The following is a 15298-nucleotide window of genomic DNA, read 5'->3' as shown; positions in this document are numbered from 1 at the left end:
GATGACCCACCATATTCTGATCCTCGGCGGAACGACGGAAGCCCGGCAATTGGCCGGGAAGCTCGCCCGTCGCGACGATTTTTCGGTCAGGCTGTCGCTGGCCGGCCGCACTGAAAGCCCGGTCGCGCAAGGCGTGCCGGTGCGTGTCGGCGGCTTTGGCGGCGCAGATGGGCTGGCTGCCCATCTTCGCGAGGAACATATCGATCTGCTGATCGACGCCACGCATCCATACGCCGCGCGTATTTCGACCAATGCCGCCGAAGCGGCCAGGCAGACGGACGTGCCGATCCTGGCGCTGCGCCGTCCCGGCTGGGAACCCGTGACGGGTGATCGCTGGACGCTGGTTGACAATGTCACCGAGGCGGCACGTGCGCTCGGCACGGCGCCGCGTCGCGTCTTCCTGGCGATCGGCCGGCAGGAGGCGGGCGCGTTCGAGGCCGCTCCGCAGCACCGCTACCTGATCCGCAGCGTCGATCCGGTCGAGCCGGAGCTTGGCGTGCCCGATGCGCTCTACTTGCTGGCGCGCGGACCGTTTCCGGAAGCGGACGAAAGGGCATTGCTCGAGAGATACGGCATCGATGCCGTCGTTTCGAAGAACAGCGGCGGCGAGGCGACCTATGGCAAGGTCGCCGCTGCGCGGGCGCTTGGTATCGAGGTGATCATGATCCGCCGACCGTCTTTGCCGGACGTTCCTTCGACTGAGACCGTCGATGCGCTGGCGGCAAAGGTCGATCATCATTTCGACCCCGTTGCAGAACGCGGGGTGTAGACCAGCGCTGGTTTTTCGCCGCGCTTGATGATGCGGGTTTCCGGCGAGCCGATGATGATGCAGGTCGCCATGTCGGCTTTTGCCGCATCGGCATCCGCCAGCAGAGAGACTTCGATACGCTCGTCGGGCCGGCCGGCGGCGCGGCCGAAGATCACCGGCGTGGTGCCGGGCAGCACCGCCTTCAGGCATTGGAAGGCGCGGCCAAGCTGCCAGGGGCGAGCCTTGCTGATGGGATTGTAGAGCGCGATGACCAAGCCGGCCCCGGCCGCCGCCAACAAGCGCAGCTCGATCAGCTCCCACGGCTTCAGATTGTCGGAGAGCGAGATGGCGCAGAAATCATGGCCGAGCGGCGCGCCGATGCGGGCGGCTACGGCCAGCATCGCAGTCACGCCCGGGACAACCGAGATGTCGATGGCACGCCATTCTTCAGGGCCGGCTTCGATCGCCTCGCAGACGGCAGCGGCCATGGCGAAGACGCCGGGATCGCCGCCGGAAACGACGGCGACATTGTGGCCTCCTGCGGCCTTGGCCAGCGCTTCGTTGGAGCGGGCGAGTTCCTCGCGGTTGTCGGAGGCGATGCGGGTTTGGTCCGGCCGCAGCTCCAGCCGGTCGAGATAGGGCTTGTAGCCATAGAAGAAGGAAGCCTCGGCGACGGCAGTGGCAGCTTGCGGCGTGACCTGGTCGGCATTGCCGGGTCCGAGACCGATGACGGTAAGGCGGCCGCTCACGGCTTGGTCCCTGGGCGAGCCGACCAGCCGGCAACCAGCACGATGGCGAAATAGGGCGCCTTGTCGTCCGGCTTTTCGGCAAGCCGCATCGAGACGCTGCCCGGCATGGTGCCGCGCTCGACATAGACGGCCTTCGCCAGCTTGCCGGTCGCTTCCAGCGCGCGGCGGATTTTTGGCAGGTTGCGGCCGACCTTCATGATGACGGCCGCATCGGTGTCGGCGAGGCGGCGGGTCAGCTCGAATTCGCTCATCGTGCCGGGCAGCACACTCAGCACGTCGTCGCCCTGGACGATCGGCAGGCCAGTGGCGGACCAGCAGCCGGACATGGCGGTGATGCCGGGGATGACTTCCGTAGAGAAGCGGTGCGCAAGCCGCATATGCAGATGCATGTAGGAGCCGTAGAAGAGCGGATCGCCCTCCGACAGCACCGCCACCATCCTGCCGGCGCCGAGATGCTCGGCCACCTGTTCGGCCGATTGCTCGTAGAAATCGGCGATCTGCGCGCGGTAGTCGTCGTGATCCTTGTCGATCTCCGTCGTCACCGGATAGAGCAGCGGCAGCTCGATCATGTCCGGCCGGAAGCGCGCCTCGACGATCGCACGCGCATTGCTGTTGTTGCCGCGCTTGGCGAAATAGGCGACGACGTCCGCCTCTGCCAACGCGCGCGCCGCCTTCAGTGTCAGAAGCTCCGGATCTCCGGGGCCGGTGCCGACGCCGACCAGACGGCCTTTCACGATCGCGTTCACAGGCCGGGCCTCGCCAGAGAGTTGAGCGCGGCGGCGGTCATGGCGCTGCCGCCCAGCCTGCCGCGCACGATGGCATAAGGCACGCCGTAGGAATTTTCGGCCAGCGCATCCTTGGATTCGGCAGCACCCACGAAGCCCACAGGCATGCCGATGATCGCGGCCGGCCTCGGCGCGCCGTCGCGCAGCTTCTCAAGCAGATAGAAGAGCGCGGTCGGCGCGTTGCCGATGGCGACGACAGAGCCGGCCATGCGCTCGCCCCAGAGGTCGATCGCCGCGGCCGAGCGGGTGTTGCCGATTTGCCTGGCGATGTCGTGCGTGCGCAGGTCGCGCAGCGTGCATATCACCTCGTTGCCGGCCGGCAGACGGGCGCGGGTGACGCCGTGCGCCACCATCTCGGCATCGCAGAAGATCGGCGCGCCGGCGGCGAGCGCGGTCCGGGCGGCGGCAACGAAATTATTCGAGAAGACGAAATGGCTGGCGGCTTCAACCTGGCCGCAGGCATGGATCATGCGAATCGCGACATCGGCTTCCGCCTCCGAGAAGCGCGACAGATCCGCCTCGGCGCGGATGATGGCGAAAGACCGCTCGTAGATCGCCGTACCGTCATGGATATAGTCGTAGGCGGCCATTCACTGGTTCCGTCGATAGAGTTCGGCGATGCCGGCAGCGCCAAGTCTTTTCAGGCAGGCGGCGGCGGTTTCGCCCTGATGTCTTCCGTCGCGGATCGCGGCAAGGATGCCGGCGACCCCGCGCGCGGCGTCATAGCCCGGCCTGTACGCGGCAGGAAGGGCCTTTGCCGTCCCGTCCACGACAAGTCCGGCTCCGTTTTCGTCGCCGACCAGGGTGAGCGCAGCGGTGCCGGGATGCGCGCAGCCCTTGGCGCAGCCGGAGATGTGGAGAGACAGCGAGGCGTCGAGAACGTCCGCGCTTTCTTTTGCGATCGTTTCGGCGATGGCACGGGTGGCGATGCGGCCGGACGCGCAGGCCGGCGCGCCTGGGCAGGCGGCGATGCGGGTGCGCGGATCGGCGGGGTCGGTGACAAAGCCGAGCGCGGCGGCGGAGGATTGGAGCGTGGAGGGGGCGGAGAGACCGAGGAAGAGCAGGGCTCGGCCTGGGGCGAGGCGGATTTCGGAGGCGCCGAGGTTCGCGGCTTGGGTGGCGAGATCGATGAGGTTTTGCGCCGGCATGCTGCCGTAGGGCAGGGCGATGCCTAGGGCGGTGTTGTTGCCTAGATTGAATAGGCCAATGGGACTTCTCGCGGGCTGGCGTTCCTGCGCCCCCCTCTCTGTCCTGCCGGACATCTCCCCCTCAAGGGGGGAGATTGCCTTGTCACCGCGGCTTTCGCCAATCTCCAACGCTGAAAGTGGAGAGCCGGTGCGGGAACTGCCAATCTCCCCCCTAGAGGGGGAGATGTCCGGCAGGACAGAGGGGGGCGCGACGGAATGCCAGCCTGCGAGAGAAGCCAACTGTCTCTCCGAAAAATCCCGGGTGTGCGCCTCGCGACCTTTTTCGGCGACCATCCGAAGAGCCGCGACTGCAATGTCGCGTGCGCCATCAGCATCGACCGCCGCGAGCGGCTTCGCACTCCGCCCGTCGCCGGCAATCGACACGCTCCACCGGATGCTCGCCGCAGCCTGCATCGCCTTCAGCCGCACATCGGCCGTCACGGCATCCATCGTCAGCTGTCCGCCGCCATCGACAACCACCGACACCTTCGGCCCCAGCCGCGGCGTCAACCCGGCCTCTTCAATCGCCGCCCTGATCCGCTCCGCCACCGGCCGCGGATCGGCGTTCTCTTCCGGATCGATCCCAGCCAGCGGCCCCGTCTCGACCGGCACTCCGGTGCGCACCGCGATGCCCAGCGCATCCACTTCGTCCGCCAGCAACCGGGCGCTTTCGGCCGTCAAACCACGAATCTGCAGGCTGCCGCGCGCCGTCACCTCCATGATGCCGTTGCCGTGGCGCAAGGCGGGTTCGCCGAGACCGATCAGCGACTTGGGCGAAATTCCTCCAGCGACTGGGTTGAGCCGCACCAGCAGCCCGTCGCCGGTCTGCATCGGCGCGCTTAGAGCAGGGCAAGCGCCACGGCGCGAAAACGCGTTCATGCCGCCACTCCACCTGCCTGGGCCTCGGCAATCAAGGCCGCGAGGTCGTCGTCGATGGAGTTGCGCAGCGGGTGCCACAGGCCGCGCCGACGGGCGGCGAGGAACCGTTCGGCGATGACCTTGGCAGCCGCCGGATTCTCGCGCAGCAGGAAGGCACGGACGTCCGGATCGCCAACATAGGCGTCGTGAACGGCCTCGATCAGCGCGCCCGAAATGGCATGGGTAGTCTCCGCGAAGCCGACCAGACGGTCGACCGTCTCGGCGAATTCGGAGGCGCCGCGCGGGCCGTGGCGCATCTGGCCGGCGATGAAGCGCGGGTTGACCGCGCGGGCGCGAACCACGCGCGATACCGCTTCGCCGACCGAACGCGGCTTCGGCTTTTTCGGGTCGGTCGTGTCGAGCACGATGACGTCGGCATTCCTGCCAAGTGCTGCAAGGGCGGCCGAAAAGCCGCCGATGAAGGCGACGTCGGCCGAACCTTCAAGGATGTCGCGGCCAGGGTCATCGCCGGTGTGGACGAGGAGATCGGCTTCGGCGATGCGGCCTTCGAAAGCGCCGGGCGCCGAGATCGCTTCGCCATCGGCGCCGCCATAGGCGTGCGAGGTGGCGTCGAGATAGGCGCGGCCGATCTCTTCGCGCGCGCCCCATTCGCCGCGCGACAGCAGGTCCTCGACGCCGGCGCCATAGGTGCCGGGCGAGGTGCCGAAAATGCGCGGGCTGATCTTCCCCTGAGCGCGCGTCGCTGCGGCGAGCGGGTTCTCGGTATCGTCCTCGTCGCGGCTGGCGACCGCGTTGGCAGCGGCGTCGATCAACGCGATCTGGGTCGGGAACATGTCGCGGAACAGGCCGGAGATGCGCCAGGTGACGTCGACGCGCGGGCGGCCGAGCGTGGCCGGCGGCAGCACCTCGATGCCGGTGACGCGGCCGGTGGCGGCATCCCATTGCGGCCGGCAGCCCATCAGCGCCAGACCTTGCGCGATCTCCTCGCCGCCGGTGCGCAACGAGGCGGAACCCCAGAGGTCGATGACCAGCGAGCGCGGCCAGTCGCCATGGCTTTGCATATAGCTGCGCACCACTTCCTCCGCCGCCGCCTGGCCGAGGTCATAGGCGGTTGGCGTCGGCATTGTGCGCGGATCGGAGGTGAAGAGGTTGCGGCCGGTGGGGAGCACATCGGAGCGACCGCGCGCCGGGGCGCCGGCAGGGCCGGCCTTGATATGGCGGCCATCGAGCGCGGCGAGCAGGTTGGATTTTTCGGCCGCCGCGCTTTGCCGGCGCAGCGGGTCGGCTTCGTCTTCCGGCGCGCGGCCATAGACATGCAGCCCGTCCTTGACGGCGAAATCCTTGAGGTCGCAGAGCCAGGCGTCGATGCGGCGCAGCGCTTCGTCAGGAGCGTCTGTGCCGGCAACGCCGGCTTCGGACGCAAGGCCAGTCTTTTGCGCCGTCTCGACAATCAATTTGGCCAGACGGTCGCGACGGCGGCGGTCGAGGCCGTCGGCCTGCGCATATTCGTCGACCAACCGCTCGAGTTTCTGTTGCGCCTCGTCGAGGCCGGCGCCGGTCAGCGGCGGCGGCAGATGGCCGAGGGTGACGGCCGAAATGCGGCGCTTGGCCTGCGCCGCCTCGCCCGGATTGGAGACGATGAATGGATAGATGACGGGCAGCGATCCGGTGACGATCTCCGGGAAGCAGGTTCCGGAGAGGGCCACCGTCTTGCCCGGCAGCCATTCCAGCGTGCCATGCGCGCCGACATGGATGATGGCATGCACGCCGAGCGATTTCTGCAGCCAGAGGCCGAAAGCGATCAGCTCGTGGCGCGGCGGCAGCGTCGGGTCGTGATAGTCGGCGCGGCGGTCGGCCGAGCGGCCGCGGTCGGGGGCCAGCGCCACGGTGACGTTGCCGAATGTCGCGGCGCGGAAGGGGAAGGTTACCGAGGTCGGCGCTTGAACACCCCCCTCTGGCCCAGAGGGGGGTGCCTCGCGCGAACCGATCCCGTCTGCCTTGCCCCACGCGGCCTCAACAGAAGCTCGCGCTGCTTCCGGCAGTTCGGCTGAAAAGGCGGAGTAGTCCCCTCCCGAGAGGCAGTGCCCACCCACCTGCAGCGCATCCAGCAACGTGCGTGGCGATTGCGGAATCCCCTTAACCGCATAGCCCTGTTCCTTCAGGTCATGCAGCATCGCAAGCACGCTGGAGGGCACATCCAGCCCGACGGCATAACCTGTACGTCCGGGCGCGCTCGGATAATCAGGGATCAGGATCGCGAGCTTGCGCTCCGCCCGCTTCGTCCGCTGCAGGCGGATAAACGCGGCGATCCGCTTGGCCACCTGCGCCACGCGGTCCGCCTCGGGCCGGTTGGCGAAGGCGCGGAAGGCCAGCGCCGGATCGGTCTCGACCTCGCCCTTAAAGGAGATCGCGCCGGCGAGGATGCGGCCGTCGAGCTCGGGCAGCACGACATGCATGGCGAGGTCGGCGGGCGCCAGGCCGCGCTGGTTCTTTTCCCAGACCTCGCGCCTGGTGGTGGCGACGATGACCTGGAAGACGGGCACGCCGGCGCGGTCGAACAGGGTCTCGGCGCCGGGTTCCGCGCCGGAGGCGAAAGCGGTGGCGGTGACGATGGCGGCGGGGTTCAATGTTGCGACGGCATTCTCGACGAAGGCCAGCGATGCCGGATCTTTGAGGCTGGAGACGAAGATCGGTATGGGGGCCAGGCCTTGCGAACACAGGGCGTCAACGAGTGCGTCGATGGGCCCTACGTCGGCGGCAAGCAGCATCGAGCGGTAGAAGAGGATGGGGATGACCGGGGTGCTGAGGTTGTCAGCGTCGAGTTCTGTCGCCCCCCCCTCTGTCCTGCCGGACATCTCCCCCCCAAGGGGGGAGATTGAGCTGCCGTCGATGGTTTCGCCAATCGCGGATGCTGCAATGTGTTCTATTGTTGAGTTAGCAGAAGAGGCGCCACGGTCGATGACGGCTGATCTTCCCCCTTGCGGGGGCCGGCAGGACAGAGGGGGGTGCGAAGGATCGCCGACCTTTGAAAGTGTAGGCTTTTCGACAACTCCCAATCCCGGCTCATAATGCCCCGCCTTCGGCACGCTGACCGGTTCGGCCACGGCCGCATCCGACCCCGCCAACCTTGCCAGCCTTTGCACCAGCGCGCGCATATTGGGCAGGCCGCCTTCGCGGAAATAGCCGAGCAGGGCGTCGAGCTCGGCGCGCGGTAGGGTTGAGCCTTCGATCAGCCGCAGGTCCTCGTCATGGCTTTCGCCGGGCAGCAATGCCAGCTTGATGCCGCGTTCGCGCGCCACCGCGGCGAGTTGGTCGCAGCCATAGCGCCACCAGTCATAGCCGCCGAGGATGCGGACGAGGATGACCCGGGCGTGGCGGGCGACGCTGTCGATCCACAGGTCCACCGACATCGGGTGGCGAAGGTCGCGCAGCGCCGCCAACCGCATCGAAGGCAGCCGCGCCGCATCCGCCTTCCAGGCCGTGGCAAGGCCGGCGAGATCGCTGTCGGTGAAAGACAATGCCACGACATCCGCAGGCGTCTGCCTGAGGTCGATCGGCTCGGCGAGATCGTCGAGCGAAGCGGATGTGGTGGCGAGGATGTGCATCGGAGTCCGGATTTGCCTCAGCCGGCGAGGATACGCTCGATCGCCGGGCGGTTCAGCCCCTTGAGGCCGATGACGACGAGCCGCGAGCGGCGGTCGTCATCGGCTGTCCAGGCGCGGTCGTAATAGTGGTTCACGCGTGGGCCGACGGCCTGCAGCAGAAGCCGCATCGGCTTGCCGCCGACCTCGACGAAGCCTTTAACGCGCAGCACGTTTTCCTGCTCGGCGGCAATGGCGACGCGCTTGGCCAGCTCGTCGGGATTGGCGATCGACGGAATGTCGAGGACGAAGGAATCGAAATCATCATGCTCATGGTCGAGCTCGTCGTCGTGATGGGTCTTGCGGTTCTCGATGTCGTCCTCCACCGCAAGGCCGAGGCCGAGCAGCACGGACGGGTCAACCTTGCCCTGCGCTGTCGGCACGACCTTGACGGCGCGCGCGACATGCTCGCCGATGACGGCGTTGGCGCGGGCGGAGCCCGCCGCATCCATCAGGTCGCTCTTCGACAGGATGATCAGGTCGGCGCAGGCGATCTGGTCCTCGAACACCTCCTCGACCGGATCGTCATGGTCGAGGGAATCGTCCGCTGCACGCTGCGCCTGCAACGCATCCATATCGGAGGCGACGCGGCCGTCGGCGAGCGCCGGGCCGTCGACCACGGCGATGACGCCGTCGACCGTCACGCGGCTCTTCACCGTCGGCCACTGGAATGCCTGCACCAGCGGCTTCGGCAGAGCGAGGCCCGAGGTCTCGATCAGGATATGGTCTACCTTGGGGTTGAGCGACAGGATCTGGTCGAGCGCCGGCACGAAATCGTCGGCAACCGTGCAGCAGATGCAGCCATTGGCGAGCTCGACGATGTTTTCTTCCGGACAAGAGTCGACGCCGCAGCCTTTCAGGATCTCGCCGTCGATGCCGACATCGCCGAACTCGTTGACGATGATCGCCAGCCGCTTGCCCTTGGCGTTCTCGAGCAGATTGCGGATCAGCGTCGTCTTGCCGGCGCCGAGGAAGCCGGTGACGACGGTGCAGGGAACACGGGAAACGGATGCGGTCATGGTCAGTCCTTCAGCATGTCGAGAGGGGGGATGCGGGCAACCAGGCCGCGCTTGAGGGAATCGGGCCGGCCGCGCCAGGGGATGAGGCCATCGGTCGAGGTGGCGAAGAGCTTTGCGCCGGCGACGAGATCAGCGCCGCTGGTCGTGTTCAGATCGCCGAAGACGTAGCTCCAGCAGCCGTCGCGCAGCAGCACGGCGCTCAGCCGGCGTTTGCAGTTGCCGAGGCATTCGACGGTACGGATGCTGATCTTTTCGCCGGAGGCAGCCCGACGCGTGTCTTCGGCAAGCAGTGCACCGGCGCGCGGATGCGCATCCGAACCCGTCTCGTCGCGGCAGGATGAGCAGACGATGACGGTCACACCGGCCAAAGCGTCGGGCTCGGACGGATTATCCGCACTGTTTGCCGGGAAACTGCCGTTGCGATCCAAAACCATGCTCCTTGCCCGGAAAACCCGCCGGGTATTCGGATACTTAAAGTCTCAGACGGCAGGTCTCCTGGCTCGCGGGTCGTCGCCCTGAATGCCGCCTTCCCGGGAACATCCCAGTGGTTTTCGGCAGAGGCTCGTCGCTTACAGTTGCGGGGACAGCCGCGGATTTGGGTGTTGGCCCGCACCGCATTCCCTCTTGGCTCCTCCCTTTGCCGGGAGAAGACCGTCTGGGTCAGGATTTAGGCTTACGGTTAGGTCCCTGTCAACGCGCAGCTACGACACCTTGATGTCGGCCAGCGCCGGTCCGAGGTCGCCGGCCGGCGTCACTTCGATCGACTCCAGGCCGAGCCAGCCCTGCATCTGCTTCAGCTCATCGAAAAGCTGGGCGGCCGTTTCGGGCGGGGCGCCGGCCTCGGCATAGGCGGCGTGGACGCGCAAGATGCTGGCCGGGCGGTCAGCTCTCAGATCGACGCGGGCGACGATCCGATCGCCGAGCAGGAAAGGCAGAACGTAGTAGCCATATTGGCGTTTTTCGGCCGGCGTGTAGATCTCGATGCGGTAGCGGAAATTGAAGAGTTTCTCCGTCCTGGTGCGTTCGAAGACGACGGGATCGAAGGGGGCGAGCAGGGCGCGCGCCTCTATCCGGCGCGGGGAACGGGCGTCCTTGTGGAGATAGGCGGTCTTGTCCCAGCCTTCGACCTTCACCGGCAGCAATTCGCCGGCATCGACCAAATCCTCGATGCGGTCCTTCGTGTCGCCCGGCGCGAGTCGAAAATAGTCGCGCAGGTCGCCATAGGTGGCGATACCGTGGGCGCGGGCTGAGATGCGCAGCAATTCGCGATGCGCGTCCTCGACCGAGGGTACGGGAAGGTCGAGCACCGCCTGCGGCAAAACGCGCTCGGGCAGGTCGTAATAGCGTTCGAAGCCGCGGCGGTAGGCGGTCGTAATGCGTCCGGCCCAGAACAGCCATTCGAACGCGTGTTTGGCCTCGCTCCAGCCCCACCAGCCGCCATTGCCCTTGTGGCCATCGATATCGGAGGCGGCGATCGGACCGCGATCAGCGACCTCTCTATATATCTCGTCGATCATTTCCTTGCGTTCACGGCCCCATTTCGCCAGGCCGAGATACATCTCGTCGCCCTGCTCGGCGCGCTGCATGCGCCAGCGCATCAGAGGATAGGTCTCGACGGGCAGGAACGACGCCTCATGCGCCCAGTATTCGAACACGGCGCGCTTGCGGGTGACCGCGGCATTGTCGAGCAGCGTAAGCGGGTAGGGGCCGAGGCGCGAATAGAGCGGCATATAATGCGCGCGCACCACCGCGCTTACGGAATCGATCTGCAGAAGGCCGGTTCGCGAAAGCACCCGGGCGAGGTGCCGGCGATCCGGAACTCCTGCGGGGCGAGGGTCGTTGAACCCTTGCGCGCCCAGCGCAATGCGCCTCGCCATGGCCAGCGAAATCTTGTCTTTCATCAGGTGTCGCCCCGATCGTCCCTTGGATTTTTAGCCGGTGATTCCGGCCATGCTAGCAGGCAAATGGCGGGAGATATGTCAGGAGAGCGAAGGAAATCAAACAGGAGCGGATCGGACCAGTTTCTTCCGATAAGCCGTCCAGGGCCGCGATTTGAACAAGGTTTGACTTGCGTCACCGAAACCGCTGCGCTAACCCTCGCCGCGTTGCAGCATGGGCCCGTTAAAACGGTTCAGCGGTTAATCTGTCACGCTTCCGCATTAGAGTTCGTTGCTGTAATCAAAATGAACTGCCCCCACCGAAGGAAAGTCGCCGCATGAGCGCACTCCTAAGTTCGTACCTGCCTATCGTGCTGTTCATCGCCGTGGCGATGATCGTCGGTCTGGCACTCATCGTTGCTCCGTTCCTGGTGGCCTACCGCAATCCCGACCCGGAAAAGCTTTCCGCCTATGAATGCGGGTTCAACTCGTTCGACGACGCCCGCATGAAGTTCGACATCCGCTTCTACTTGGTGTCGATCCTGTTCATCATCTTCGATCTCGAGGTCGCCTTCCTGTTCCCGTGGGCGGTGTCCTTCTCGAAGCTCGGCATGCTCGGCTTCTGGTCGATGATGGTCTTCCTGGCGGTGCTGACCATCGGTTTTGCCTATGAATGGAAAAAAGGAGCGCTGGAATGGGATTGAACGACAGTTCAGGCACCCTCGTCGCGCCGAAGCCCAAGGGCATCATCGACCCCAACACCGGCAGGCCGGTAGGGGAAGACGATCCCTTCTTCCTCGAAATCAACAATGAGCTGGCCGACAAGGGTTTTCTTGTCACCTCGACCGAAGCGCTGATCACCTGGGCGCGCAGCGGCTCGCTGATGTTCATGACCTTCGGCCTCGCCTGCTGCGCGGTCGAAATGATCCACACCTCGATGCCGCGCTATGACTCGGAGCGTTTCGGCGTCGCGCCGCGCGCGTCGCCGCGCCAGTCCGACATCATGATCGTCGCCGGCACGCTGACCAACAAGATGGCGCCGGCGCTGCGCAAGGTTTATGACCAGATGCCGGAGCCACGCTACGTCATCTCGATGGGCTCCTGCGCCAATGGCGGCGGCTACTACCACTATTCGTATTCGGTGGTGCGCGGCTGCGACCGCGTCGTGCCGGTCGACATCTATGTGCCCGGCTGCCCGCCGAGCGCGGAAGCGCTGCTCTACGGCATTCTCCTTCTGCAGAAGAAGATCCGCCGCACCGGCACGATCGAGCGGTGAGCCGATGACCCTGGCGTTGAACGAACTCTCCACCTATCTCGGCGAGAAGCTCTCCGGCCGCATCGGCGAAGCCGTGCTTGCCTATGGCGAGCTGACGGTGCCGGTCGAGCCGGGCAATCTTATCGAGGTGGCCACCTTCCTGCGCGACGATCCGCGCTGCCAGTTCATCTCGATCATCGACATTTGCGGCGCCGACTATCCCTCGCGCGCCAAGCGCTTCGATGTCGTCTATCACCTTCTGTCGCCGAAGCAGAATGTGCGCATCCGGCTCAAGGTCCAGGCCGACGAGGAGACGCTGGTGCCGTCGCTGACCGGCGTCTATCCCGGTGCCGACTGGTTCGAGCGCGAGACTTACGACCTTTACGGCGTGTTGTTTTCGGGCCATCCGGACCTGCGCCGCATTCTCACCGACTATGGTTTCGAAGGCCATCCGCTGCGCAAGGATTTCCCGCTGACCGGTTTCGTCGAGGTTCGCTACGACGACGAGGCCAAGCGGGTCATCTATGAGCCGGTGGAATTGAAGCAGGAATTCAGAAACTTCGACTTCTTGAGCCCGTGGGAAGGAACGGATTACGTCCTTCCCGGGGATGAGAAGGCGAAGCAGTAGGGCGACCCATGGCTGAAACCTCCGTCCGCAACTTCAACATCAACTTCGGTCCGCAGCATCCTGCGGCGCATGGCGTTTTGCGCCTGGTGCTGGAGCTGGATGGCGAGGTGGTCGACCGCGTCGATCCGCATATCGGCCTGCTGCATCGCGGCACCGAGAAGCTGATGGAGGCCAAGACCTATCTGCAGGCCGTGCCCTATCTCGACCGGCTCGATTATTGCGCGCCGATGAACCAGGAGCATGCCTTCGCGCTCGCGGCCGAGCGCCTGCTCGGCGTCGAGGTGCCGAAGCGGGGCCAATTGATCCGCGTGCTCTATTCCGAGATGGGCCGCATCATGTCGCACATCTTGAATGTGACGACGCAGGCGATGGATGTCGGCGCGCTGACGCCGCCGCTTTGGGGCTTCGTCGAGCGCGAAAAGCTGATGGTGTTCTACGAGCGCGCCTCAGGCTCGCGCATGCATGCGGCCTATTTCCGGCCGGGCGGCGTGCACCAGGACCTGCCGCAGAAGCTGGTCGAGGATATCGGCAAGTGGATCGATCCGTTCCTGAAGTCGATCGACGATCTCGACGCGCTGCTTACCGGCAACCGCATCTTCAAGCAGCGCAATGTCGATATCGGCACGGTGTCGCTGGCCGACGCCTGGGCCTGGGGCTTTTCGGGCGTGATGGTGCGCGGCTCGGGCGCCGCCTGGGACCTGCGCAAATCGCAGCCCTATGAATGCTATTCCGAGATGGATTTCGACATTCCGATCGGCAAGAACGGCGACTGCTTCGACCGTTACCTTGTGCGCATGGAAGAGATGCGTCAGTCGGCCAAGATCATGCGCCAGTGCGTCGATCTCTTGCTCGGCAAGGAAAGCGCCGGCCCGGTGTCGAATCTCGACGGCAAGGTGGTGCCACCGAAGCGCGCCGCGATGAAGCGCTCGATGGAAGCGCTGATCCATCACTTCAAGCTCTATACCGAGGGCTATCGCGTGCCGGCCGGCGAGGTCTATGCGGCCGTCGAGGCGCCGAAAGGCGAGTTCGGCGTCTATCTCGTCTCCGATGGCACCAACAAGCCCTATCGCTGCAAGCTGCGCGCGCCTGGGTTCGCGCATCTGCAAGCCATGGATTTCCTGTGCCGCGGCCACATGCTGGCCGACGTCACCGCCGTGCTTGGCTCCCTCGACATCGTGTTTGGTGAGGTCGATCGCTAAATGTCAGTCCGCCGTCTTGCAGAAGCCAGCCTCCAGCCAGCCTCGTTCGCCTTCAACGAGGCGAACGCGGCAGCCGCCCAGCAGTGGATCGCCAAATACCCGAAGGGGCGCGAGCAGTCGGCCATCATCCCGCTGCTGATGATCGCGCAGGAGCAGGAAGGCTGGGTCACCAAGGCGGCGATCGAGACGATCTCGGACATGCTCGGCATGCCGCGCATCCGTGGCCTCGAAGTCGCGACCTTCTACACGCAGTACCAGCTCAACCCGGTCGGCACACGCGCCCATATCCAGGTCTGCGGCACCACACCCTGCATGCTGCGCGGCTCCGAAGCGCTGATGGATGTGTGCCGTTCGAAAATCCATCACGACCAGTTCCATACCAACGACAAGGGCACGCTGTCGTGGGAGGAGGTCGAATGCCTCGGCGCCTGCGTCAACGCGCCGATGGTCATGATCTTCAAGGACACTTTCGAGGACCTGACGCCTGAGCGGCTGGCCGAGATCATCGATCTCTACGACGCCGGCAAGGGCGCCGAGGTCAAGCCGGGCCCGCAGAACGGCCGCCACGGGTCCGAGCCGGCTACCGGCCTGACGACGCTGACCAGCGAAAAGGCGATCTTGAAGTCGACGCGCGAGAAGGAAGCCAAGGCGGCGGCGAAAGCGGCCAAGGAAGCTCTCGCGTCGGCGCCGGCTGCAGCTTCCGCCGCATCTCCCGCACCCGCTGCGCCGGGAAGTTCGGCGCCGGCTCTCGCCGCCCCGAGCCCGGTTGGACCGTCAAAATCCAGCAAGCCGAAGACGCACGCGGCTGAAACCAACCCGGCGCTCAACACGCCGTCGCCGGTCAAGGTCGCCCCGGCCACCGAGAACGGCGCCAGCGTCAGGGCGCCGCGTCATTCGGCCGCCAACGCCAATCAGGCTGCTCCGGAAGTCGAGGCCGTTTCCAAGCCGCGCAGCGGGCCGAAGACGAAGGCCGAACCGGCCACTGCTTTCAAGGCGCCGGAAACCAAGCAGCCCGTCGCCAAGACGGCGAAGCCTTCGCTGGACGACAAGAACCGGCCGGCCGGCATCGAGCGACCTGCCACCGTCGACGATCTCAAGCTGATCTCCGGCGTCGGCCCGAAGATCGAAGGAACCCTGCATTCGCTGGGCATCTACACCTTCGCGCAGGTCGCCTCCTGGAAGAAGGCCGAGCGCGAATGGGTCGACGGCTATCTCAATTTCCGCGGCGGCATCGAGCGCGACGACTGGGTGAAGCAGGCCAAGGCGCTCGCCAAGGGCGGCGTCGCCGAATACATCCGTGTCTTCGGCAAGAAGCCGGTCTGAGGGACGAT

At 65.8% G+C, this 15298-nt stretch carries 14 protein-coding genes and 1 riboswitch; of the genes, 6 read left to right on the top strand and 8 right to left on the bottom strand.

Annotated elements, in window-relative coordinates:
- Position 1: 1 nt before the first annotated feature.
- The gene (locus tag LB553_RS21415; RefSeq protein WP_224516299.1) at positions 2-769 is read left to right on the top strand and encodes a cobalt-precorrin-6A reductase; all 768 of its coding nucleotides are present in this window, start codon (positions 2-4) and stop codon (positions 767-769) included.
- Here the strand turns inward: LB553_RS21415 and LB553_RS21410 are convergent.
- The 8 genes from LB553_RS21410 to LB553_RS21375 all read right to left on the bottom strand — a co-directional run bounded on the left by LB553_RS21410 (position 736) and on the right by LB553_RS21375 (position 10909).
- Positions 736-1497, bottom strand: coding sequence for a precorrin-3B C(17)-methyltransferase (locus LB553_RS21410; RefSeq protein ID WP_224516298.1), 762 nt, complete (start codon positions 1495-1497; stop codon positions 736-738). The two genes, LB553_RS21415 and LB553_RS21410, sit on opposite strands and share 34 nt — an antisense overlap.
- Complete coding sequence (locus tag LB553_RS21405) at positions 1494-2243, bottom strand: precorrin-2 C(20)-methyltransferase (protein WP_224516297.1); 750 nt, start codon at positions 2241-2243, stop codon at positions 1494-1496. Before LB553_RS21405 ends, LB553_RS21410 begins: the two co-directional genes overlap by 4 nt.
- Positions 2240-2872, bottom strand: coding sequence for a precorrin-8X methylmutase (locus LB553_RS21400; protein ID WP_224516296.1), 633 nt, complete (start codon positions 2870-2872; stop codon positions 2240-2242). Before LB553_RS21400 ends, LB553_RS21405 begins: the two co-directional genes overlap by 4 nt.
- A complete protein-coding gene (gene cobG / locus LB553_RS21395; RefSeq protein WP_224516295.1) occupies positions 2873-4348 on the bottom strand; it encodes a precorrin-3B synthase in 1476 nt (491 codons plus the stop codon).
- On the bottom strand, positions 4345-7953 hold the full coding sequence (gene cobN / locus LB553_RS21390; RefSeq protein WP_224516294.1) for a cobaltochelatase subunit CobN: 3609 nt from the start codon (positions 7951-7953) through the stop codon (positions 4345-4347). The genes cobG and cobN overlap by 4 nt, the downstream gene beginning before the upstream one ends.
- A gap of 17 nt (positions 7954-7970) precedes the next feature.
- Positions 7971-9008, bottom strand: coding sequence for a cobalamin biosynthesis protein CobW (gene cobW, locus LB553_RS21385; protein WP_224516293.1), 1038 nt, complete (start codon positions 9006-9008; stop codon positions 7971-7973).
- Positions 9009-9010: 2 nt separating this feature from the next.
- Positions 9011-9436, bottom strand: coding sequence for a DUF1636 family protein (locus LB553_RS21380; protein ID WP_224516370.1), 426 nt, complete (start codon positions 9434-9436; stop codon positions 9011-9013).
- Positions 9437-9475: 39 nt separating this feature from the next.
- Positions 9476-9679: riboswitch (cobalamin riboswitch) on the bottom strand.
- Between the two features lie 30 nt (positions 9680-9709).
- The gene (locus LB553_RS21375) at positions 9710-10909 is read right to left on the bottom strand and encodes a winged helix-turn-helix domain-containing protein (RefSeq protein ID WP_224516292.1); all 1200 of its coding nucleotides are present in this window, start codon (positions 10907-10909) and stop codon (positions 9710-9712) included.
- A 314-nt stretch (positions 10910-11223) separates the two neighbouring features.
- Between LB553_RS21375 and LB553_RS21370 the strand changes: the two genes are divergently transcribed.
- From LB553_RS21370 to LB553_RS21350, 5 genes are read left to right on the top strand one after another with little or no spacing between them, the layout of a single operon-like run.
- Complete coding sequence (locus LB553_RS21370; RefSeq protein ID WP_040982049.1) at positions 11224-11589, top strand: NADH-quinone oxidoreductase subunit A; 366 nt, start codon at positions 11224-11226, stop codon at positions 11587-11589.
- Complete coding sequence (locus LB553_RS21365) at positions 11580-12161, top strand: NuoB/complex I 20 kDa subunit family protein (RefSeq protein WP_015317338.1); 582 nt, start codon at positions 11580-11582, stop codon at positions 12159-12161. Before LB553_RS21370 ends, LB553_RS21365 begins: the two co-directional genes overlap by 10 nt.
- 4 nt (positions 12162-12165) lie before the next feature.
- Complete coding sequence (locus LB553_RS21360) at positions 12166-12768, top strand: NADH-quinone oxidoreductase subunit C (protein ID WP_224516291.1); 603 nt, start codon at positions 12166-12168, stop codon at positions 12766-12768.
- Between the two features lie 8 nt (positions 12769-12776).
- Positions 12777-13967 (top strand): NADH-quinone oxidoreductase subunit D, encoded by a 1191-nt coding sequence (locus LB553_RS21355; protein WP_224516290.1) that lies wholly within the window; start codon positions 12777-12779, stop codon positions 13965-13967.
- Positions 13968-15290 carry an NADH-quinone oxidoreductase subunit E gene (locus LB553_RS21350; RefSeq protein ID WP_224516289.1) on the top strand — a complete coding sequence of 441 codons (1323 nt, stop codon included), beginning with the start codon at positions 13968-13970 and terminating at the stop codon, positions 15288-15290.
- Positions 15291-15298 lie beyond the last annotated feature (8 nt).

It is taken from the genome of Mesorhizobium sp. CA8 (assembly GCF_020164955.1).
Classification (GTDB): domain Bacteria; phylum Pseudomonadota; class Alphaproteobacteria; order Rhizobiales; family Rhizobiaceae; genus Mesorhizobium.
This window is presented reverse-complemented; position numbering and strand designations above follow the sequence as displayed.